This window comes from Methylobacterium sp. ME121 (genome assembly GCF_000974725.1).
Classification (GTDB): domain Bacteria; phylum Pseudomonadota; class Alphaproteobacteria; order Rhizobiales; family Beijerinckiaceae; genus Methylobacterium; species Methylobacterium radiotolerans.
In genome coordinates, this window is sequence record NZ_BBUX01000018.1 from 39,890 (window position 1) to 58,958 (window position 19,069).

The 19,069-nt window shown below is 71.1% G+C and carries 16 protein-coding genes; 5 read left to right on the forward strand and 11 right to left on the reverse strand.

The features are described 5' to 3' along the window. Positions 1–224: 224 nt before the first annotated feature. From ME121_RS14025 to ME121_RS14070, 10 genes are all read right to left on the reverse strand, one after another. Positions 225–1,313: a YeiH family protein gene (locus ME121_RS14025; RefSeq protein ID WP_024828824.1), complete on the reverse strand. Its 1,089-nt coding sequence runs from the start codon at positions 1,311–1,313 to the stop codon at positions 225–227. Between the two features lie 211 nt (positions 1,314–1,524). Next, the gene (locus tag ME121_RS14030; protein ID WP_012321293.1) at positions 1,525–2,451 is read right to left on the reverse strand and encodes an ABC transporter permease; all 927 of its coding nucleotides are present in this window, start codon (positions 2,449–2,451) and stop codon (positions 1,525–1,527) included. Continuing rightward, a complete protein-coding gene (locus tag ME121_RS14035; protein WP_012321292.1) occupies positions 2,444–3,214 on the reverse strand; it encodes an ABC transporter ATP-binding protein in 771 nt (256 codons plus the stop codon). The genes ME121_RS14030 and ME121_RS14035 overlap by 8 nt, the downstream gene beginning before the upstream one ends. A gap of 157 nt (positions 3,215–3,371) precedes the next feature. After that, entirely contained in the window at positions 3,372–4,511 is a 1,140-nt protein-coding gene (locus tag ME121_RS14040; RefSeq protein WP_012321291.1) for an amidohydrolase/deacetylase family metallohydrolase, read from the reverse strand. A 133-nt stretch (positions 4,512–4,644) separates the two neighbouring features. Continuing rightward, positions 4,645–5,661: an ABC transporter ATP-binding protein gene (locus ME121_RS14045; protein ID WP_012321290.1), complete on the reverse strand. Its 1,017-nt coding sequence runs from the start codon at positions 5,659–5,661 to the stop codon at positions 4,645–4,647. Beyond that, positions 5,658–6,668: an ABC transporter ATP-binding protein gene (locus ME121_RS14050; RefSeq protein WP_029358647.1), complete on the reverse strand. Its 1,011-nt coding sequence runs from the start codon at positions 6,666–6,668 to the stop codon at positions 5,658–5,660. The genes ME121_RS14045 and ME121_RS14050 overlap by 4 nt, the downstream gene beginning before the upstream one ends. Positions 6,669–6,679: 11 nt before the next feature. Next, positions 6,680–7,654: an ABC transporter permease gene (locus ME121_RS14055; RefSeq protein WP_012321288.1), complete on the reverse strand. Its 975-nt coding sequence runs from the start codon at positions 7,652–7,654 to the stop codon at positions 6,680–6,682. After that, positions 7,651–8,592, reverse strand: coding sequence for an ABC transporter permease (locus ME121_RS14060; RefSeq protein WP_012321287.1), 942 nt, complete (start codon positions 8,590–8,592; stop codon positions 7,651–7,653). Before ME121_RS14060 ends, ME121_RS14055 begins: the two co-directional genes overlap by 4 nt. 317 nt (positions 8,593–8,909) lie before the next feature. Next, the gene (locus ME121_RS14065) at positions 8,910–10,496 is read right to left on the reverse strand and encodes an ABC transporter substrate-binding protein (RefSeq protein WP_058607194.1); all 1,587 of its coding nucleotides are present in this window, start codon (positions 10,494–10,496) and stop codon (positions 8,910–8,912) included. Positions 10,497–11,002: 506 nt separating this feature from the next. After that, positions 11,003–12,280: a polyhydroxyalkanoate depolymerase gene (locus ME121_RS14070; RefSeq protein WP_024828827.1), complete on the reverse strand. Its 1,278-nt coding sequence runs from the start codon at positions 12,278–12,280 to the stop codon at positions 11,003–11,005. A gap of 272 nt (positions 12,281–12,552) precedes the next feature. Between ME121_RS14070 and ME121_RS14075 the strand changes: the two genes are divergently transcribed. The 5 genes from ME121_RS14075 (at position 12,553) to purQ (ending at position 16,041) form a co-directional block, all read left to right on the forward strand. Next, positions 12,553–13,944 carry an ActS/PrrB/RegB family redox-sensitive histidine kinase gene (locus ME121_RS14075; protein WP_059409027.1) on the forward strand — a complete coding sequence of 464 codons (1,392 nt, stop codon included), beginning with the start codon at positions 12,553–12,555 and terminating at the stop codon, positions 13,942–13,944. A 46-nt stretch (positions 13,945–13,990) separates the two neighbouring features. Continuing rightward, positions 13,991–14,590 (forward strand): ActR/PrrA/RegA family redox response regulator transcription factor, encoded by a 600-nt coding sequence (locus ME121_RS14080; protein ID WP_012321283.1) that lies wholly within the window; start codon positions 13,991–13,993, stop codon positions 14,588–14,590. A gap of 114 nt (positions 14,591–14,704) precedes the next feature. Further along, entirely contained in the window at positions 14,705–14,944 is a 240-nt protein-coding gene (locus tag ME121_RS14085) for a hypothetical protein (RefSeq protein WP_012321282.1), read from the forward strand. Between the two features lie 177 nt (positions 14,945–15,121). After that, complete coding sequence (purS, locus tag ME121_RS14090) at positions 15,122–15,361, forward strand: phosphoribosylformylglycinamidine synthase subunit PurS (RefSeq protein WP_012321281.1); 240 nt, start codon at positions 15,122–15,124, stop codon at positions 15,359–15,361. Further along, positions 15,361–16,041, forward strand: a complete 681-nt coding sequence (gene purQ / locus ME121_RS14095; RefSeq protein WP_059409028.1) for a phosphoribosylformylglycinamidine synthase subunit PurQ — start codon at positions 15,361–15,363, stop codon at positions 16,039–16,041. The genes purS and purQ overlap by 1 nt, the downstream gene beginning before the upstream one ends. A 471-nt stretch (positions 16,042–16,512) precedes the next feature. Here purQ and ME121_RS14100 read toward each other — a convergent pair whose 3' ends face one another. Continuing rightward, positions 16,513–18,945, reverse strand: a complete 2,433-nt coding sequence (locus ME121_RS14100) for a penicillin-binding protein 1A (RefSeq protein ID WP_012321279.1) — start codon at positions 18,943–18,945, stop codon at positions 16,513–16,515. Positions 18,946–19,069 lie beyond the last annotated feature (124 nt).

Below are 19,069 nucleotides of genomic sequence, written 5' to 3' on the forward strand. Positions count from 1 at the left end.
GGGAGTCCACACAAAGCTTTCGACGACGGTGCCCGCGGTTCCAAAGCAAAAACCGCGTATGTGTCAAGACGGTCTTGACAGAGAGTCGATCTCCCAAATCGCTTCACGGTGCGGGACGGCCGGCTCGCCGGCGCGAAAGGCCTCGGTCACCTGCACAAAGGTGCCAATCGAAGGCCGGTTACAGGGGTCGAGGGCCCGCGCGGCGGGAAATACCGCGCGCGGCGTCAGCCGATCCCGAGGGCGCGGATCAGGGTGAGGCTGAGGGCGATCAGGACCGCCAGGGAGGCGGTGACCGCGAGGGTGACCCGGCCGCCGACCCGGGCCAGGACACGGACGTCGACCCCGAGGCCGAGGGCGGCCATGGACAGGACCGTGAGCACGCCGGCGAGCTGGGTCAGCGGCTTCACCGCCGGGTCCGGGACGAGGCCCAGGGAGCGCAGGGTGGCCAGCGCCAGGAAGCCGAGGATGAACCAGGGCACCAGCTTGGTGAAGCCCGGACGGGACGGCGCCGGCGGCGCCCCCGCCGCCTGCGGCAGACGCGGGGCGATCAGCGAGAACACCACCACGACGGGGCCGAGCATCAGCACGCGCACCAGCTTGACCAGGGTGCCGACCTGGGTCGACAGCAGGCTCACCGGCACGGTCGCGGCCAGGACCTGCGGCACCGCGTAGACGGTCAGCCCCGCCAGCACCCCGTACTGGTTGTCGGTCATGCCGGCGAGGGGCACGAACAGCGGCAGCCCGAGCACCATCAGCACGCCCAGGACGGCGGTGAACGCGATGGCGGCGGCGATGTCCTTCGCCTCCGCGCCGATCACGGGCGCCACCGCGGCGATGGCCGAGTTGCCGCAGATGGCGTTGCCGCAGGCCACCAGGATCGCCATCCGGGCCGGCAGCCCGAGCGCCCGGCAGATCGCCACGCTGGCGGCGATGCCGAGCACCACGGTTCCGACGATGCCGGCCAGCAGCGCCGGGCCCGAGGCGAGGATCGCCCCGAGGCTCAGGGAGGCGCCGAGCAGCACCACGGCGACCTCGAGGAGCTGCTTGGCCGAGAAGGCGATGCCGGTGCGGAACTGCGCCGGGGGTGTCCAGGCGGTCCGCACCGCGATCCCGATCAGGATCGCCAGGACCAGGGCCTCGATATAGGGGTGGCCGGCGACCCGCTCCTCCACCGCCTGCGCGGCCATCGCCACCGCGGTGATCGCCGCGCACAGCCCGATCCCGGGCAGGACCGAGGCGGCCGTGTCCGACCGGCCGCCCCGGTCGGAGCGCGCCGGCGTCGGGGCCGTCTTGGAGGGGGCTTCAGGACTCACGGGATCGGGCTCCGGGGATCGTCGGCGGAGCCTATAGGAAGAAAACGTTCGCCGCACCCGCGCAACAGAGAAGTTCGATCTCTATTCGAGTGCCATGCGAGAAGACACATCTCGGCGTCCGCCGGAGACAGCGACAGGCCGAGCGCTGCCGGAGCGCTCCGCGTCCCCCCGCGGCGACGCGGGCCGGTGTCGCGCACCGGCCCGCCCCCGCTCAGGCCTGCATGCCCCAGCGCTGGACGGTGCGCCGCTCGATCGTCTGGAAGATCAGGTTCTCGACCACGAGGCCGATCAGGATCACGGTGAGCAGCCCGGCGAACACGTTCGGGATGTCGAGCATGTTCTTGTTCTCGAAGATGAACCAGCCGAGGCCGCCCGCCCCGGACGACACGCCGAAGACCAGCTCGGCGGCGATCAGGGTGCGCCACGCGAAGGCCCAGCCGACCTTCAGGCCGGTGAGGATCGAGGGGAAGGCCGCCGGGATCAGGATCTTGCCGATCAGCCGCGGGCCCGAGAGCCCGTAATTGCGCCCGACCATCTTGAGCGTGCGGCTGACCGACAGGAAGCCCGAATGGGTGTTGAGCGCGATCGCCCAGGTCACCGAGTGGACCAGCACGAAGATCAGGCTGCCGTTGCCCAGGCCGAACCAGATCAGCGCCAGGGGCAGCAGCGCGATCGCCGGCAGCGGGTTGAACATCGACGTCAGGGTCTCGAGGAGGTCGGTCCCGATCCGCGACGCGATGGCGACGCCGGTGAGCAGGGTCGCCAGGGCGACGCCGGCGGCGTAGCCCATGAGCAGCACCTTCAGCGAGCTCCAGGCCCGGGCCGGGAGCGTGCCGTCCGCGATGCCCCGGACGAAAGCCTCCACGGTCGCCGAGAAGGTCGGGAACAGGAGGTCGTTGTCGAGGTAGCGCCCGTAGGCCTCCCAGATCCCGGCGAGGAGCACGAGGATCACGACCTTGCGCAGCCAGGCCTGGTTGTAGAGCCGCTCGGCGACCGACAGCGGCTTCTCCACCACGGTGGCGCCGTGGGCGTGGCCGGTCTCGCGCACGATCTCGGGCCGGCCGGACGGCGGCAGGGGCGACAGGCGCGGCGCGGGGCCGGCCAGCGGGGGGCCGCTCAGGGCTTGCGCGCTAGACATTCTCCGCCTCCTGGATCTCTTCCGAGAACAGCATGTGCTGGATCCGGCCCTCGAGTTGCAGCGCCGCCTCCGGCGTTTCGGCGCTGTTGAGCTCGGCCTTCACCTCGCCGGGATGGGGCGAGAGCAGCAGGATGCGCGAGCCGACCTTGATCGCCTCGGGGATCGAGTGGGTGACGAACAGGACGGTGAAGCGCGTGCCCTCCCACAGCATCAGCAGCTCGTCCTGCATGCGCCGCCGGGTGAGCGCGTCGAGCGCCGCGAAGGGCTCGTCCATCAGCAGGATGTCGGGCTCCATCGCCATGCCGCGGGCGATGGCGACGCGCTGCTTCATGCCGCCCGACAGGGTGTGGGGGTAGCTGTCGGCGAACTTCGTGAGGTTGACCTTGTCGATGTAGAGGTTGGCCCGGTCCAGGGCCTCGCGACCTCTCAGCCGGCCCGAGGCCTCGAGGGCGAAGACCACGTTCTGCCGGACCGTCTTCCACGGCAGGAGCTGGTCGAATTCCTGGAACACCATCATCCGGTCGGGGCCGGGCTCGGTGACCGGGCGCCCCTTCAGGCGGATCTCGCCCTCGGTCGGCGCCATGTAGCCGCCCACCGCCTTGAGCAGGGTCGACTTCCCGCATCCGGACGGCCCGAGCAGGACGAAGCGGTCCCCGGGCCAGACCCGGAAGCTCACCCGGTAGGTGGCCGTGACGAGGTGCTCGGGCGTCTTGTAGCGGAGCGTGACGCCGTCGACCTCCAGCAGAGGCTGACCCGTGTCCATCCATCCTCCCTGGCGCCGCGGCTTGGGCCGCGTTTCGCTGAGCGCCGGAGATGGTCCGACCCTCACGGGAAAGTGTATCGGTCAGTCGAAGAGGCTGTAAAGGTCGATATTTTGTATGCGATAGGACCGAGGTCCTCGGGGCGCGATCCCGGCGCGGTCAGGCCGGGTGCCACCACGCTCCGCGCAGCACCACGCCCTCCGCGGTGATCCGCCGGTCGCCCGTCATGTGCTCGCCCCGGGTGTCGACGTAGTCGAACTCCCCGTCCCGCACCGCCAGCACCGTGGCGTCGCCGAGCGCCCCGACCTTCAGGGTCCCGTACTCCATCCGCTTCAGCGCCACGGCGGCGTTCACCGTGGAGGCGGCGACGACCTCGTCGAGGCTCATGCCCAGGCAGAGCATCTTCGACATGGTGGTGACCTGGTCGAAGGCCGGCCCCTCGATGCAGAGCTGGTGCACGTCGGACGAGATCGTGTCGGGCAGGAAGCCGCCGGCCAGCATGGCCCGCGCCGTCTTGAAGGCGAACGAGCCCTTGCCGTGGCCGATGTCGAAGATCACGCCCCGCGCCCGCGCCTCGCGGAGCGCCGGCTTCACGGCGCCCTGGGCCGTGATCGGGGAGTTCGGGAACGGCCGGAACGCGTGGGTCAGCACGTCGCCGGGCCGCAGCATGGCCAGCACCGCCTCGTAGCTCGGCGGCGGCTCGTCGATATGGGCCATCAGCGGCAGGCCGGTCTCCTCGGCGACCTGCAGCGCGATGTCGAGGGGCGCGGTGCCCTGGTCGCCCGAGGCGTGGCGCCCGACCCGGACCTTGATGCCGACGATCACGTCCCGGTTGGCGTCGGCGACCTCGACCGCCTCGCGCGGTGCCATGAGCCGCGGATCCTCGCTCTCGCCGACCATGATGGTCTTCGAGAAGCCGAAGATCCCCGCGAAGGAGACGTGCAGGTAGGCGAGGATCCGCGCCTGCGACCGCTCGATCACGTGGCTGCGGAAGCCGGCAAAGTTGCCGGGGCCGGCGCTGCCGGTATCGACCGAGGTGGTTACCCCCGAGGTCCGGCAGAATTCGTCGGCGTCGATGCCGAGCGAGGTGCCGCCCCAGTAGACGTGGGTGTGCAGGTCGATCAGGCCCGGGGTGACGATGGCGCCGGCCATGTCGCGGACCTGCGTGCCGGGGCTCGCCTGAAGGTCGCGGCCGAAGCCCGAGACGCGGCCGTCCGCGAAGGCGACGTCGCAGATCCCGTCGTGGTTCTGCGACGGGTCGATGACCCGCGCGCCCTTCAGGATGAGGTCGTGCTGCACGAGAGACTCCAGATGTTGGTCGCGGGAATCCGACCCGTCATCGCGCGCGCAGCGAAGCGACCCAGGGATCCGCCACGCTCGGGGACCGCGCGCCGCCCTGGATTGCTTCGCTGCGCTCGCCAGGACGGCGCCGTCAGGCCGCCCGGGCGGGCACGGCCGTGTCGTTGAGGTGGCAGGCGGCGAAGTGGCCGGAGCCCACCGGGTCGAGGCCGGGCACCTCGGTCCGGCAGCGGTCGAAGGCGTGCGGGCAGCGGGTGTGGAAGCGGCAGCCCGACGGCGGGTTGATCGGGCTCGGCACGTCGCCCTTGAGGACGATGCGGGTGCGCCCGGCCCCGGGCTCGGGGATCGGCACCGCCGAGAGCAGGGCCTGGGTGTAGGGGTGCTTGGGCGCCAGGAAGATGTCCCGGCGCGGGCCGATCTCGACGATCTTGCCGAGATACATCACGGCGACGCGGTGGGTCATGTGCTCGACGATGGCGAGGTCGTGCGAGATGAACAGCATCGCGAGGTCGAGCTCGCGCTGCAGGTCGCGCAGCAGGTTGACGATCTGCGCCTTCACCGAGACGTCGAGCGCCGAGACCGCCTCGTCGCAGATGATCAGGTCCGGCTCGGCGGCGAGCGCCCGGGCGATGCCGATGCGCTGGCGCTGCCCGCCCGAGAACTCGTGCGGGAAGCGCCCGAGCGCCTCGCGGGGCAGGCCGACCCGCTCCATCAGGCTGGCCAGCCGGCTCTCCAGGTCGGCGGCGTTGCGGGCCAGCCCGAAATTGCGGATCGGCTCGGCCAGGATCGCCCGCACCCGCATCCGCGGGTTGAGCGACGAGAACGGGTCCTGGAAGACCATCTGGATGTGGCGCCGCAGGGGCCGGAGCGCCCCGGCCGAGAGGTCGTCGATGCGCTTCCCGCCGAGGACCACCTGTCCGGCGGTGGGCGCGTAGAGGCGCATCAGCGCCTTGGCGACGGTGGACTTGCCGCAGCCGGACTCGCCGACGAGCGAGAGGGTCTCGCCGCGGGCGACCGTGAACGACAGGCCGTCCACCGCCTTGAGCACGCGGCTCTGGCGGCCGAGCAGGCCGCCGCCGAGGGCGAAGTGCTTCTTGAGGTCGTTGACCTCCAGCAGGGTGCGACCGGCGGGTGCGGGGGTGGCGCTCATGCCGCGAGGGCGTCCTTCGGCGCGTAGTGGCAGGCGGCGAGGTGGCCCGGCGCCTTCGGCTCTAGGGCCGGCGCGTAGGCGCGGCACAGGTCGGTCACGTCCGGGCAGCGCCCGGCGAAGACGCAGCCCTCGATCCGACCTTTGAGGCTCGGCACCATGCCGGGGATCTCGGCGAGCCGCGCGTCGGCGCCGTGCTCGACGGCGCCGAGCTTCGGCACCGCCCCCATCAGACCGCGGGTGTAGGGGTGGCGCGGCGACCGGAACAGGTCGCGGACCGGCGCCTCCTCGACCTTGCGGCCGGCATACATCACCACCACCCGGTCGGCGACCTCGGCGACCACGCCGAGATCGTGGGTGATCAGCATGATGGCGGCGCCGACCCGGGCCTTCAGGTCGCGCATCAGGTCGAGGATCTGGGCCTGGATGGTCACGTCGAGCGCCGTGGTCGGCTCGTCGGCGATCAGGAGTTTCGGCGAGCAGGCGAGCGCGATGGCGATCATCACCCGCTGGCGCATGCCGCCGGAGAGCTGGTGCGGGTATTCCCGCACCCGGCGCCGCGGCTCGGGGATGCCGACGAGGGTCAGCATCTCCACCGCCCGCTCCTCGGCCTCCCGGCGGCCGAGGCCCTGGTGCAGCCGCAGGGTCTCGCCGATCTGGCGGCCGACCGTCAGCACCGGGTTCAGCGAGGTCATCGGCTCCTGGAAGATCACGCTGATGTCGTTGCCGCGGATCTTGCGCATGGCGCTGTTCGGCAGGTCGAGGAGGTTCCTGCCCTCGAACTTGATCGCGCCGGCGATGCGGGCCGGCGGCTCGGGCAGGAGCCGCAGGATCGACATCGAGGTCACCGACTTGCCGCAGCCGGACTCGCCCACGATCGCCAGGGTCTCGCCCGACTGGATCGCGAACGAGACCCCGTCCACCGCCCGGTTCACCCCGTCGGGGGTGCGGAAATGGACCTGCAGGTTCTCGATCGACAGGAGGGGGGTTCCGCTCACGCCTGTGCTCATCCCTGTGCTCATCACACGTCCTTCGCCATGCGGGGATCGAGGGCGTCGCGCAGGCCGTCGCCGACGAGGTTCACGGCGAGCACCGTCATCGAGAGGAAGATCGCCGGGAACAGGATGATGTAGAACTTCACCTGCCAGAGGGCCCGGCCCTCGGCCATGATGTTGCCCCAGGACGGCGTCGAGGGCGGCACGCCCGCGCCGATGAACGACAGGATCGCCTCGGTGATCATCGCGGAGGCGCAGATGTAGGTCGCCTGCACGGTCATGGGCGCCAGCGTGTTGGGCAGGATGTGGCGCCAGATGATCGCCGGCATCCGGGTGCCCGTGGTCACCGCCGCCTCGACGTAGGGCTGCTCGCGCAGCGACAGCACCACGCCGCGCACGAGGCGGGCGACGCGCGGGATCTCCGCGATGGTGATCGCGATGATCACGTTCTGGACCGAGCCGCGGGTGAGCGCCATCAGCGCGACCGCGAGCAGGATCGGCGGGATCGACATCATGCCGTCGACGACCCGCATGACGATCCCGTCGAGCCAGCGCACCATGCCGGAGACGAGGCCGACCGCCAGCCCGGCGATCGACGCGAGGAACGCCACCGAGAAGCCGACCAGCAGCGAGACCCGGGCGCCGTAGACCACCCGCGAGTAGACGTCGCGGCCGAGCATGTCGGTGCCGAACCAGTACTGCGCCGACGGTGCCCGGGTGCGCTTGGCGGGCGCCAGGGCGGTCGGGTCGACGGTGCCGAGGTAAGGCGCGAGCACCGCCATCAGGAAGACGATGAGCAGCAGCACGCCGCCGACCACGATAGTCGGGTTGCGGCGCACGTAGGTCCAGACCTTGCCCCGGCGCTTGCGGGCCGGGATGACGTCCGGCAGCGGCGCCGCGACGGCGAGGCCCGGCGGCGGCGGTGCCTTGGGGACGGCCCCGTCGGGCGGATTGCCCGCCTGCGGGGCGCTGCTGGGGAAGGGCGCGACGGTCGCGGTCAATAGCGGATCCTCGGGTCGAGCACGGTGTAGAAGAGGTCGATGGCGAGGTTCACGAGCACGTAGACGAAGCTGAACAGCAGCACGACGCCCTGGATGACCGGGTAGTCGCGCCGCAGGATCGCGTCGACGGTGAGGCGCCCGAGGCCGGGGATGGCGAAGACCGTCTCGGTCACCACCGCGCCTCCGATCAGCAACGCGATGCCGATGCCGATCACGGTGACGATCGGCACCGCGGCGTTCTTGAGGGCGTGGACGAACAGGACCGGCCCCTGCGCCAGCCCCTTGGCCCGGGCGGTGCGCACGTAATCCTGCTGGAGCACGTCGAGCATGGTCGCGCGGGTCACCCGGGCGATCAGCGCGATGTAGACGAGGCCCAGCGTCACCGCCGGCAGGATCAGGTTGGACAGCCAGGGCCACAGGCCCTGCTCGATCGGCGTGTAGCCCTGGACCGGCAGCCAGCCGAGCTCGAGGGCGAAGACGTAGGCCAGCACGTAGCCGACCACGAAGACCGGCACCGAGAAGCCCGTCACGGCGAGCCCCATCACGAGGCGGTCGATCAGGCTGCCGGCCTTCCAGGCGGCGACGACGCCGAGCGGCACCGCCACCAGGATCGCGAAGACCAGGGTGACGAGCATCAGCGAGACGGTGGGCTCCACCCGCTGGCCGATCATGGTGGTGACCGGCAGGTTGGTGAAGATCGAGGTGCCGAGATCGCCGTGGAGGATCTGCCACGACCATTCCCAGAACCGCACCAGGAAGGGCCGGTCGAGGCCGAGCGTGGCGCGGATGCGGGCGACGTCGTCGGGCGTCGCCTGGTCGCCCGCGATGATCGCGGCCGGGTCGCCGGGGGCGAAGTAGAGGAGGCTGAAGACGAACAGCCCGACCACCGCCATGACCGGGATGGTGGCGAGGATGCGCCTGCCGATATAGCCGAGCATGGGTCCTCGCTATCGTGCGGGCGGGCGGGCGCGGCGGGTAGCGCCGCCCCTGCCCTCATCGCGGGGGCCGACATTCACGCGTCCGGGTCGGGCGCCGACGCTGGCGGCGGAGCGCGACGCGCCCCCTCTCCCGTGCGGGAGCGGGTCGGGGTGCGGGATCGGACGCTTCAGGAGCGCGCGCACCGCCGGCGCACGTGCGGGAGAGGGGCCTCGCGCCCCGTCCCGCGGCCGCGTTGCCGAACGCGCTGTCCGAGGCCGGTAGCCCGCCCGAGAGACCGGGCGGGTCGGGCGGCCCGACTTGGCGAGAGCGAGCGCCATCACGCCTTCGACACGCCCCAGGTGAAGGGGATCGGCCCCTTCACGATGCCCGAGACGTTCTTGCGCCACGCCTGGTAGCCGAGGAAGAACCCGGTGGGCACGTAGACCACGCCCTCGCAGGCGGCGGCGTTGACCTTGTCGATGGCGGCCTTCTCGGCGGCCGGGTCGGCGGCGTCGAACCACTCGGCGATGGCGGTCTCGACCGGCGGGATGCTGGGCCAGCCGAACCACGCCTTGTCGCCACTCGCCCGCACCGCCGGGTAGCCCGCCGGATTGATGCAGTCGGCGCCCGCGTGCCAGGTGTGGAACATGTTCCAGCCGCCCTGAGACGGCGGCGCCTTGGAGGCCCGGCGGGTGCCGGTCGTGCCCCAGTCGGTGGCGACGAAGTCGACGTTGAAGCCCATCTGCTTCAGGAGGTCGGCGGTGATGTCGCCCTGCGCCTTGGTGATCCCCTGGTCCTGCGCCACGACGCAGACCACCGGCTCGCCCTTGTAGCCGGCCTCCTTGAGCAGCTTCTGGCCGAGCTTGATGTCGCCCTTGCCGACATTGCCGCCGCCCGCCTCGCTGTAGAGGGGCGTCCCCGGCGTGAAGAAGCCCGGCAGCTTCTTCCACAGGCTGTCGTCGTCGCCGACGATCGCCCGCATGTAGTCCTCCTGGCTCATGGCGGTCATGACCGCCTGGCGGATCTTCGGGTTGTCGAAGGGCGGGTGCAGGTGGTTCATCCGGAACGACCCGACATTGCCCAGCGGGTCGGCGATATCGACGTTGAGGTTGGCGTTCTTGCGCAGCAGCGGCACGAGGTCGGAGATCGGGTTCTCCCACCAGTCGACCTCGCCGTTCTGCAGGGCCGCCGACGCGGTGGCGGCGTCCGGCATGATCACCCACTCGACCCGGTCGACCAGCATGCGCTTGCCGCCGGCGAGCCAGGAATTCGGCTCGTCGCGGGGCTTGTAGTCGGTGAAGGTCTCGAACACCGCCCGGGCGCCCGGCACCCACTCGTTGCGGACGAACTTCATCGGGCCCGAGCCGACATACTCGGTGATCTGCGTGAACGGGTCGGTCTTGGCGATCCGCTCCGGCATCATCAGCGCCATCGGGGCGTTGGTCTTGCCCAGCGCGTAGAGGAGCTTCGGGAACGGCTTCTTCAGGCGCCACTGGAAGGTCTTGTCGTCGGTCGCCGCGAGGTCGTCCTGGATCCCGCGGATCATCAGGCCGATCGGGTCCCGGGCCATCCAGCGGGTGAGGCTCGCCACCACGTCCTTGGCCAGCACCGGCTCGCCGTCGTGCCACTTGAGGCCGGGGCGCAGCCGGAAGGTCCAGGTCAGCTTGTCGCCCGAGACCTCCTCGGATTCGACCATCTGGCGCTGCGGCTTCAGCTGCGCGTCGACGCCGTAGAGCATGTCCCAGACGAGGGTGCCGGCGTTGCGCACCACGTACTGGGTCCCCCAGATCGGGTCGAAATTGGCGAGGTTCGCCTGCGGCACGAAGCGCAGGACCTTGCCGCCCTGCGCGAGGGCCGGCCGCGCGAGCTGCGGCGCAGCCAAACCGAGCGCAGCCGAACCCTTGAGAAAGGTCCTGCGGTCCATCGTCTTCTCCCTGGCGGTGCGGATCTCAAGCATCGGTCGCCGGCCCGCACCTTGCGGGCGAGTTTGAACGGTTCTGATGCACAGGCGCAATGGCCCGACGTGACAACGCGGCCCGGGCAAGCGCCCACACCGCCGCCGGCCTCGGGGCGACGGCGGCGTGGATGGGGGCTGGGGTGGCGCGGCTCGAACTCACGGGGCGCGTCTCGCAAGCCCCGCGCCAGCCCGACCGTCCCTGCGTTATGTATTCAGGATCGGCGGTCTGTTTCGCGCGCGGTCTCGCGACGGCGCGTCATCCCGGAACCGCCGGGGCACGGAGGGCCCGCACCGACGGCGGCCCCGGATGTCCGGCTCGCCCGCGGCCTCCGGAAAGGCGGGGAGGCGTGCGCGCACAGGCGCGGGCGCGATGCCGGCGCGACCGCGCCAGAAGTGGGAGGGCCGACCGCGCGCCGACTCCGTCCTCGCTCCGCTCCCGCACGGGAACGGGGCGCGTCGTGCCCGGTCCGGGCTCAGCCCACCTGCCGCAGGTGGCCGCCCCGCGCGCCCGGCACCGCCTGCATGGCGCGGATGAAGGCCGCGATCCGGGGCGCGATCACCGCCCGGTAGCGCGAGCCGTTGAACACGCCGTAATGGCCGACGCCGGCCTGGAGGTGGTAGGCCTTGCGTGCCTCGGGCAGGTTCGGCGTCAGGTCGAGGGCCGCCTTGGTCTGGCCGACGCCGGAGATGTCGTCGTTCTCGCCCTCCACCGCCAGGATCGCGCAGCGGCGGACGGCGCCGAGATCGACCGGTGTGCCGCGGTGCTTCATCTGTCCCGTCGGCAGGGCGTGGTCGACGAACACAGTCTGCACGGTCTGGAGGTAGTACTCGGCCGTCAGGTCCATCACGGCGAGGTACTCGTCGTAGAACTCACGGTGCTTCTCGGCCGAGTCGCCGTCGCCCGTCACCAGATGGTCGAACATGTCCGAATGGGCGGTGACGTGGCGGTCGAGGTTCATCGCCATGAAGCCCGAGAGCTGCAGGAAGCCCGGATAGACCCGGCGCCACGCGCCCGGGTAGATCGGCGGCACGAGGCTGATCGTGTTCTGCTCGAACCACTTCTGACCGCGCTCCTGCGCGAGGCAGTTCACCGCGGTGGGCGAGCGGCGGGTGTCGATCGGGCCGCCCATCAGGGTCATGGAGGTCGGCACCGCCGGCTCGTCGGCCGCCTCCATCAGCGCCACCGCGGCGATCACCGGCACGGCCGGCTGGCAGACCGCCATGACGTGCAGGTCCGGCCCCAGGACCGCGAACATCTCCTGCAGGTAGTCGATGTAGTCGTCCAGATCGAACTGGCCGGCGAAGAGCGGCACCATCCGGGCGTCGGTCCAGTCGGTGATATACACCCGGTGGTTCGGCAGCATCGCCTCGACGGTGCCGCGCAGCAGCGTGGCGTAGTGACCCGACATCGGCGCGACGATCAGCAGCTTGGGCTGCGGCTCCGCGGGGGCCGCCTGGAACGCGCGGTCGAAGGCGATCAGGCGGCAGAACGGCCGCTCCCAGACCACCCGCTCGGTGACCGGGACCGCCGCGCCGTCCACCACCGTCTCGGTGAAGCCGAAGGCGGGCTTGCCGTACTGGCGGGTGACGCGCTCGAACATCTCGCAGCCGGCGCTGACCGCGCGGGCATAGGGTCCGTAGGCCAGGGGGTTGCCCGGCATCTGCAGCCCGTAGCGGGTGAGGTCGGCGGCGACGCGGGCGGGTGCCATCAGGGCGCGCGCGCCCTCGTACAGGGAATAGGCCAGCAGCATCGTCACCTCGCGGTCTCGGTCCGGCCGCGGGCTTCGAGCCGCGCGACCCATACCCCCTGCAACCCGATTCGGTAGGATAATGCTCCACCCTGAACGCGGGTGGAACATCCCGCAGCTGCGGCGACTTGCTTGTGACCAGATCCGCCGGCGACCCTCCGCCAGCGACGACGTGTCCGGGTCGGCATGCCGGGATTCCCAGCACCGCGTCGTGCGAAGGGAGTCCGCGGGACGCCGCTCCGGCGGCGCCCGTCCGGCGACGCACGATACAGTCTATGCCCGATACCGATCTCAGCGGCCTCGGTCGCGACGCGCGACACCTGCGGCTCGACACCTTCGTCCGCCTGCGCTGGCTCGCCATCACGGGCCAGAGCGCGGCGGTCGTCGGGGCGCAGTTCGGCCTCGGCCTGCCGCTGCCCTTCGGCTGGTGCTTCCTGGTGATCGCCACCTCGTCCTGGCTGAACCTCGCCCTGCGGATCCGCTTCCCGGCGAGCTACCGGCTCAGCGACGATTCCGCGGCGCTGCTCCTCGCCTTCGACATCGTGCAGCTCGCGGCCCTGCTGTTCCTCACGGGCGGGCTCCAGAACCCGTTCTCGCTGCTGTTCCTCGCCCCCGTGCTGATCTCCGCCACCGCCCTGCCGCCCGAGCGGACGCTGGCGCTCGGCCTCCTGGCGGTGGGCCTCGCGACCCTGCTCGCGCTGGTGCACCGGCCCCTGCCCTGGTTCGCGGACGGTCGGATCGAGCTGCCGTTCCTGTACGTCTCCGGCGTCTGGACCGCGATCCTGCTCGGCACCGCCTTCACGGGCGTCTACGCGTGGCGGGTGGCCGAGGAGACCCGGCTCCTCGCTCAGGCGCTCGCCGCCACCGAGCTGGTGCTCGCCCGCGAGCAGCACCTGTCGCAGCTCGACGGGCTCGCGGCCGCGGCTGCCCACGAATTGGGCACACCGCTGGGCACGATCATGGTGGTGACCAAGGAGCTGATCCGCCAGCTCGGCCCCACCGCCTCGCCGGCGGTGGCGGAGGATCTCAACCTGCTGCGCGAGCAGGTCGACCGCTGCCGCGGCATCCTCGGCAAGCTGACCTCCCTCGACGGGGACGGGGCGGGGGCCGGCTTCCTGGAGACGGTGACGTTCAGCCACCTCGTGGAGGAGCTGGTGGCGCCGCAGCGGGCACTCGGCGCCGCCCTCGCCGTCACCAGCACCGGCGAGGGGCCGGAGCCCGCCTGCCGGCGCAACCCGGGCGTCATGTTCGGGCTCGCCAACATCCTCGACAACGCCGTCGACTTCGCCGAGGCCGGCGTCACCGTGGAGGGGCGCTGGACCCCCGACCGCGTCTGGATCGAGATCCGCGACGACGGGCCGGGCTTCTCCAGCGAGGTGCTGCTGCGGGCGGGCGAGCCCTACGTCACCACCCGCAGCCACGACCGGCCGCAATCCGGCGGGACCGTGGGGGCCGGGCTCGGCCTCGGGCTGTTCATCGCCAAGACCCTGATCGAGCGCTCGGGGGCGCAGCTCGCCCTCATGAACGTCGCGGCGCCGGACGCCCACGGGGCGATCGTGCGCGTCTCCTGGGCCCGCCACATCTTCGAGCGCGGCGCGGCGCCGCGACATTCTCCGGAACTCAGTATCCGCCCCCCCCTGCCACCGCGCGACGCCGTACCTATATGAAGGACAGACCAAGAACCCGACGACGAAAACCCGAAAGGAGTGCCGGATGCTCACGCAGCCCGGGACCTCGGCGGCGACAGACCCCGCCGTGATCAACGATGCCGATCCACTGGCCGCCTTCTCCGACCGCAGCCTGCTGATCGTCGACGACGACAAGCCCTTCCAGACCCGCCTCGCCCGCGCCATGGAGAGCCGCGGCTATCACGTGCAGGTGGCCGACAGCGTCGCGGACGGCGTCTCCGCCGTCGAGGCGCGCGCGCCCGCGTTCGCGGTGATCGACATGCGCCTCGGCGACGGCAACGGCCTCGACGTGATCGCCCGCCTCAAGGAGCGCCGTCCCGAGGCCCGGGGCGTGATCCTCACCGGCTACGGCAACATCGCCACGGCGGTGACCGCGGTGAAGCTCGGCGCCTTCGACTACCTCGCCAAGCCGGCCGACGCCGACGAGATCCACGGCACGCTGATGGCGCAGCCGGGCGAGCGGGCCGACCCGCCCGAGAACCCGATGTCGGCCGACCGGGTCCGCTGGGAGCACATCCAGCGCGTCTACGAGCTGTGCAGCCGCAACGTCAGCGAGACCGCCCGGCGCCTCAACATGCACCGGCGGACCCTGCAGCGGATCCTGGCCAAGCGCGCGCCGCGCTGAGGCCGGACCGCTCCGGCGCCGCCCGGTCGGTTGCATCGCCCCGCCTCTGTGGGCTAGCTGCGCGGGTCCCGGACGGTTCGTCCGGGGCCCGAAATCTTTTCGAGGGCGGATCTCGTGAACGGGCGCAACGCCATCACCATCATCAGCATGATGGTCCTCGTCGGCACCGAGGTGTTCGCCGTGGCCATCGCGGCGGGCTGGGCCATCGCGGGCATCTTCGATCTCGGCGACCGGGTCGGGCACGTCCTGATGGGCCTGTTCAGCCTGTTCGCGGCCTGGATCATGCTCCAGCTCTGGCGCCGGGCGACCAGCATCGAGCCCCTGCGGGGCCCGGCCCCGGCGGCGCATCGCTGAACGAGCGCGCGCGGGCGGGTTCTTCATTCAAGTTGTATCGAACAGCGGAATGATCCCTATGCGTGCGGCGTGTTCGACAGTGCGCCGGCCTTCCTGCTAGAAGCGACCGGCGACGGTCTGTGTGATGTTGTCGCAGGTCACACCCCCGTCCCGGACACGCGTGAGACCCGAAGATCCATGAAAGCCCGTATCATCGTCACCCTGAAGACCGGTGTGCTGGACCCGCAGGGCAAGGCGATCGAGGCCGCCCTCCGATCCCTCAGCATCGAGGGCGTCGACGGCGTCCGGCAGGGCAAGGTCTTCGACATCGAGGTGTCGGCGGTCGACAGCGCCGCCGCCGAGGCGACCCTGCGCGCGGCCTGCGAGAAGCTGCTGGCCAACACCGTCGTCGAGAACTACGCGATCGAGATCCTCTGATGCACGCCGCGGTCGTCGTCTTCCCGGGTTCCAACCGCGAGTCGGACGTCGTCCGGGCTCTGCGGCGCTCCGGCGCGCAGGTGAGCCTCGTGTGGCACGCGGACCACGCGCTCCCCGCCGGCACCGACCTCGCCGTCCTGCCCGGCGGCTTCTCGTACGGCGACTATCTGCGCTGCGGCGCCATCGCCGGCCGGGCCGCCGCCATGGACGCGGTCCGGGCCCACGCCGCCCGCGGCGGCCTCGTGCTCGGCATCTGCAACGGCTTCCAGATCCTGTGCGAATCGGGGCTCCTGCCGGGCGTTCTGATGCGCAACATCGACCGGCGCTTCATCTGCCATCGGCAGACGCTCCGGGTCGAGCGCACCGACACCCGCTTCACCAGCGCCTACCGGCAGGGTCAGGTCATCGACGTCTGCGTGGCGCACGGCGAAGGCAACTACTTCGCCGATCCCGAGACCCTGCCGCGGATCGAGGGCGAGGGCCGGGTCGCCTTCCGCTACTGCGACGCGACCGGCGCGATCACCGTGGAGGCCAACCGCAACGGCTCCCTCAACGCCATCGCGGGCGTCCTGTCGGAGACCGGGAACGTCCTCGGGATGATGCCGCACCCGGAGAACTTCGTCGAGGACCTGATCGGCGGGACCGACGGGCGCGGTCTGTTCGACAGTCTGGCGGCCTGAGATCGCCGGGCGAGAACCTGCCTTAACTCCGCATTAAGGTTTTCGAGGCATAAACAGGCATCCAGTGATCTGGATGTCGAGTTGGACATATCCGTCCGCTCTGTTTTGATGCCTCCCTGATGACTCCTCGAGCCGCTCCGTCCGGGGCGGCTTTTTTCTGTGCGCTCGCCGCCGCGCCGGCTGGCCGGGCCGCGCGGAAGCGGCCCGCACGGGCCGGGCAGCCGCGCCGCCTGACCCCTTCGGGCACCCCTGCGCGGTCCCGGACGGCGCCGGTTGCCGATCGCGGGGCGTTGCCCGGCGATGACGTGTCGAGCGCGCCGTTGCCCCGGATCTGGGACGCCGCCCTCGCGGCCGTCCCCGCGTGAGACGCGCGTCCGCTCCGGATCCACAACGCGAGAGCCCAGGCCGGGCGGACCCGACCTGGGCTGAGTGCGACCTCGGCTGAGTGCGGGCTGGGCGGGGCGAGCCGCCTCAGTACAGCCCGCCGGCCTGCGCGGCCCGGTCGGGATCGGGCGCGACCGCCGCGGGGGCGGCCGCCTGGCCGCCGCCCGAGGAGGACGGCGCCGAGTAGGAATCCGGCGGCGCGGTGCCGGGCTTGAACGCCTCCAGGATCGTCCCGGCGCCCTCCCCCGAACCGGCGCGGGTGCCGCTCGCGAGGTTGATGCGGATCAGCTTGATCCCCGGCGGCACGCGGAACGGCGTCGGCGGCTTGTCCTTGAGGGCCGTCTTCAGGAACTCCAGGGCGATCGGCGCGGCCAAGCCGCCGCCGGTGGCGCGGTCGCCCAGCGACCGGGGCTTGTCGAAGCCGATATAGATGCCGACCGCCAGATCCGGCGAGAAGCCCACGAACCACGCGTCCTTGGCGTCGTTCGTCGTGCCGGTCTTGCCGGCCAGCGGCTTGCCGATCTGCTTCAGGATCGTGGCGGTGCCGCGCTGGACCACGCCCTCCATGATCGAGACCATCTGGTAGGCGGTCAGCGGGTCGAGCACCTGCTCGGAATCGTCCACCAGCTTCGGCTCGTCCTGGCCCGACCATTTCTCGGCGTCGCAGCCGATGCACTTGCGGTTGTCGTGCCGGTAGATCGTCTCGCCGATGCGGTCCTGGATCCGGTCGATCAGGGTCGGCCGGATGCGCCGGCCGCCGTTGGCGAGCATCGAGTAGGCGGTGACCATGCGCATCACCGTGGTCTCACCCGCGCCGAGCGACATGGGCAGCACCGGCAGCATGTCGTCGTAGACGCCGAAGCGGCGGGCGTACTCGGCGATGAGCGGCATGCCGACATCCTTGGCGAGCCGGACCGTCATCAGGTTCTTCGAGTGCTCGATGCCGTAGCGCAGGGTGTGCGGGCCACCCGACTTGCCGTCGTAGTTCGAGGGCGTCCAGGCCTCCTGGCCGGGACCGGCCTCGATGGTGATCGGGGTGTCCTGGATGATCGAGGCGGGCGTGTAGCCGTTGTCGAGGGCTGCCGAGTAGACGATCGGCTTGAACGAGGAGCCGGGCTGGCGCATCGCCTGGGTGGCGCGGTTGAACTCGGACTCGTCGTACGAGAAACCGCCGACCATCGCGTGCACGCGGCCCGTATTCGGGTCCATGGCCACGATGGCGCCGGAGACCTCGGGCTTCTGGCGCAGGCGGAACTGGCCGCGGCCGCCGTCCATCGCCTCGACGTAGACCATGTCGCCGGGCTGGAGATTGGCGCGGCCGGCCCAGCGCATGCCCTCGGGGGTGATCACGCCGGTCTCGCGGTCCTTGCCGACCTGGCCGGAGGCCTCGCGCCGGGGCTGCAGGCCAATCTGCACGCCGCCGCCGCCGTTGCCCAGCACCACGGCGAGCCGCCAGGGGGCCACGTCGCCGAGCGCCGGAACCTCGGCCGCCGCCATGCCCCAGTCGCGCCCGGTCAGGTCGACCTTGGTGACCGGACCGCGCCAGCCATGGGCCTGGTCGTAGCGCACGAGGCCGTCGACCAGAGCCTTGCGGGCCCAGGCCTGCATCTTCGGGTCGAGGGTCGTGCGCACCGAGAGGCCGCCCTCGTAGAGCTTCTTCTCGCCGTAGCGCTCGGAGATCTCGCGGCGGACCTCCTCGGTGAAGTAGTTGGCGTTGGCGGCGTTCGGGAAGGCGACGCGCGGGTTGACGCCGAGCGGCATCTTCTTGGCGGAATCCGCCTCCTCCCGGGTGATGTAGCCGTTCTCCGCCATCAGGCGGATGATCTCGTTGCGGCGGTCGAGGGCCGCCTGGGTCTTGCGGTAGGGGTGGTAGTTGTTCGGCCCCTTCGGCAGGGCGGCGAGGTAGGCCGCCTCGTTGATGGTCAGCTCGTGGACCGACTTGCCGAAATAGTCGAGCGCGGCGGCCGCGACGCCGTGCAGGTTGCGGCCGGGCACGATCGTGCCGAGGAAGATCTCGTTGAGGTAGAGCTCGAGGATCTTGTCCTTCGAGTAGGCCGCCTCGATCCGGAGCGCCAGCAGCGCCTCCTTGATCTTGCGGTCGTAGGTCTGCTCGGAGGAGAGCAGGAAGTTCTTGGCGACCTGCTGGGTGATGGTCGAGGCGCCCTGCCGCTTGCCCGACTTGGCGTTGGTCAGGAAGGCGCGCACGATCCCCTCGGGGTCGATGCCGCCGTGCTTGTAGAAGTTCTTGTCCTCGGCCGACAGGAAGGCCGCCACGACGATCTTCGGCATCGCCTGGATCGGTAGGTACAGCCGGCGCTCGCGGGCGTACTCGGCCAGCAGGGAGCCGTCCGCCGCGTGGACGCGGGTCATCACCGGCGGCTCGTAATTCGCGAGGGCGGCGTGGTCGGGCAGGTCCTGGCTGTACTTCCAGTAGAAGTAGCCGCCCACCGCCGCGCCGACCATGAACAGCACCGCGGCGGCGCTGAACAGGATCCCAAAGAAACGGAGGATCAGACGCATCCGGTGTTCCGCTCGTCGCTGGCCCGGCCGAATGCCGGAATCGGCTCATCCGGCGCGTGCACCCCGCGCGCTGCGCGGCCGGCCCCCGGACGGTCCCGTGAGACCCCCTCGGAATGCCGGTTTC

Excerpts from the sequence above, each read along its gene's own strand:
- ME121_RS14060 (WP_012321287.1), bottom strand. The coding sequence starts at position 8,592 with ATGCTCGGCTATATCGGCAGGCGCATCCTCGCCACCATCCCGGTCATG.
- ME121_RS14050 (WP_029358647.1), bottom strand. The coding sequence starts at position 6,668 with ATGAGCACAGGCGTGAGCGGAACCCCCCTCCTGTCGATCGAGAACCTG.
- purS (WP_012321281.1), top strand. The coding sequence starts at position 15,122 with ATGAAAGCCCGTATCATCGTCACCCTGAAGACCGGTGTGCTGGACCCG.
- ME121_RS14030 (WP_012321293.1), bottom strand. The coding sequence starts at position 2,451 with ATGTCTAGCGCGCAAGCCCTGAGCGGCCCCCCGCTGGCCGGCCCCGCG.
- ME121_RS14100 (WP_012321279.1), bottom strand. The coding sequence starts at position 18,945 with ATGCGTCTGATCCTCCGTTTCTTTGGGATCCTGTTCAGCGCCGCCGCG.
- ME121_RS14035 (WP_012321292.1), bottom strand. The coding sequence starts at position 3,214 with ATGGACACGGGTCAGCCTCTGCTGGAGGTCGACGGCGTCACGCTCCGC.
- ME121_RS14045 (WP_012321290.1), bottom strand. The coding sequence starts at position 5,661 with ATGAGCGCCACCCCCGCACCCGCCGGTCGCACCCTGCTGGAGGTCAAC.
- ME121_RS14080 (WP_012321283.1), top strand. The coding sequence starts at position 13,991 with ATGCTCACGCAGCCCGGGACCTCGGCGGCGACAGACCCCGCCGTGATC.
- ME121_RS14075 (WP_059409027.1), top strand. The coding sequence starts at position 12,553 with ATGCCCGATACCGATCTCAGCGGCCTCGGTCGCGACGCGCGACACCTG.
- ME121_RS14065 (WP_058607194.1), bottom strand. The coding sequence starts at position 10,496 with ATGGACCGCAGGACCTTTCTCAAGGGTTCGGCTGCGCTCGGTTTGGCT.
- purQ (WP_059409028.1), top strand. The coding sequence starts at position 15,361 with ATGCACGCCGCGGTCGTCGTCTTCCCGGGTTCCAACCGCGAGTCGGAC.
- ME121_RS14070 (WP_024828827.1), bottom strand. The coding sequence starts at position 12,280 with ATGCTGCTGGCCTATTCCCTGTACGAGGGCGCGCGCGCCCTGATGGCA.